Origin of the sequence: Rhodococcus sp. BS-15, assembly GCF_000813105.1 — a bacterium.
Taxonomy (GTDB): domain Bacteria; phylum Actinomycetota; class Actinomycetes; order Mycobacteriales; family Mycobacteriaceae; genus Rhodococcoides.
In genome coordinates this window covers 1-1,457 of the sequence record NZ_BAOX01000538.1, presented here as the reverse complement: position 1 = coordinate 1,457, position 1,457 = coordinate 1, and the positions used below count along the sequence as shown (strand labels likewise).

The window sequence follows — 1,457 nt, the reverse complement described above, 5'->3', positions numbered from 1 at the left end:
CCACCGAGCGCCGCGGCAGTGTCGCTGTCGGTATTGCGGTGGCAGCGGGCGCTCTGGTCACGGCGGGTGCCCAATATGCGAGTCCCGCCCAGGCGCAGGCAGTCCCCGTGCACGAAGCGACACCGATGCAGGACGGTGGCCGAATACTTGCCTCAGATCCTCGCCATACCGGAGATCTCCAATATCAACGATGCGATCGAGCAGTTGGCGAAGGGGCAACGAAGGGCAGAGGAGAGCGCTGCGCGTGATGCAGCGGCGCTGCGACCACTCGTCGTTCGTCCGGTCGCCGGGACCCTGACCTCGGATTTCGGTCCACGATGGGGGACTACGCACACCGGCTCGACATCGCCAACGCTATCGGAACTCCCGTCTACGCGGCAGCCGACGCTACCGTGCTCGACTCCGGTCCTGCAGACGGATTCGGCCTCTGGGTACGTCTTCAACATGACGATGGAACGACAACGGTCTACGGGCACATCGATCAAACCTTGGTGACCGTGGGGCAACGAGTACAAGCCGGTGAGCAGATCGCCACCGTCGGCAATCGTGGCCAATCGACCGGGCCTCACCTGCATTTCGAGGTCGTCGACGCGGCGGGGAGCAAGGTCGATCCTCAGGAGTGGCTCGCCTCTCGGGGTGTCGCGCTGTCCGACGCGGCTGTTCGGTCGTAGGCCCCCGTTTCACCTCTCGGGCTCGCAGTAGGTACGGCGAACTTACCGGAATGCGGGCGATCGTACTGCGCGCCCGCTGAACATGTCGAGGCACCGAGGGTTCAGGTCTGATGGTGAAAACGAGACCGCAGAGACGCATCCGAAGTCAGTGCAACAGTGCGGAATTCGTTCCCATCGGCGGGCCGTGCGGTCGAGGCTCGACTACGAGTCACGATCCGAACCGGTGATGGTGGCTCCGCGTTCCGCGAGCCAAAGTCTGGGGTCGACCTTGTTGCCGGCGGGTGTGTCGACCTCGAAGTGCAGATGTGGACCGGTGGAGATACCCCGGTTTCCTACCGTCGCAATTTCTTCACCAGCAGTGACGCGTTGACCTACGGTCACGAGGTTGTCGTTGTTGTGCCCGTAGGTCGTTACGGTGCCGTCATCGTGGCGTATACGCACCCAGAGTCCGAAGCCCTGGGCCGGTCCCGCGCTGATCACCTCGCCGTCCGCAACGGCGACGATCGGTGTACCGGTGGAGTTGGCGATGTCGATTCCTTGATGGGCGCGGCCGTCGCCGAAGGTCGAGGTCAACGTTCCTGTTGTCGGCGCACGATACTTTCCGTTGCTCGACCCTGTTGTGCCGGTAGGGGATTGCGGGGCGGCCGACGAATGATCGCCCGCCTCGGGTGTCGTGGTTTCGGGTGTCGTTGTTTCAGATGACGTGCCGGGTGCCGACGTTTCAGGCACAGTGGCGTCGGGTTCGAGCGCGGGCAGTTCGGGCGTCGCCGAGTCGGCCGACTCGGC

Annotated in this window: 1 protein-coding gene and 1 pseudogene; one reads left to right on the top strand and one right to left on the bottom strand. The window is 64.2% G+C overall.

Annotated elements, in window-relative coordinates; genetic code table 11:
- Positions 1-201: 201 nt before the first annotated feature.
- Positions 202-671: pseudogene (locus tag RHBS_RS27735) on the top strand (M23 family metallopeptidase); the annotation flags it as partial.
- Between the two features lie 201 nt (positions 672-872).
- On the opposite strand, the gene RHBS_RS27730 reads toward RHBS_RS27735, so the two are convergent.
- A partial coding sequence (locus RHBS_RS27730) for a M23 family metallopeptidase (RefSeq protein WP_145977658.1) occupies positions 873-1,457 on the bottom strand: 585 nt, incomplete at its 5' end.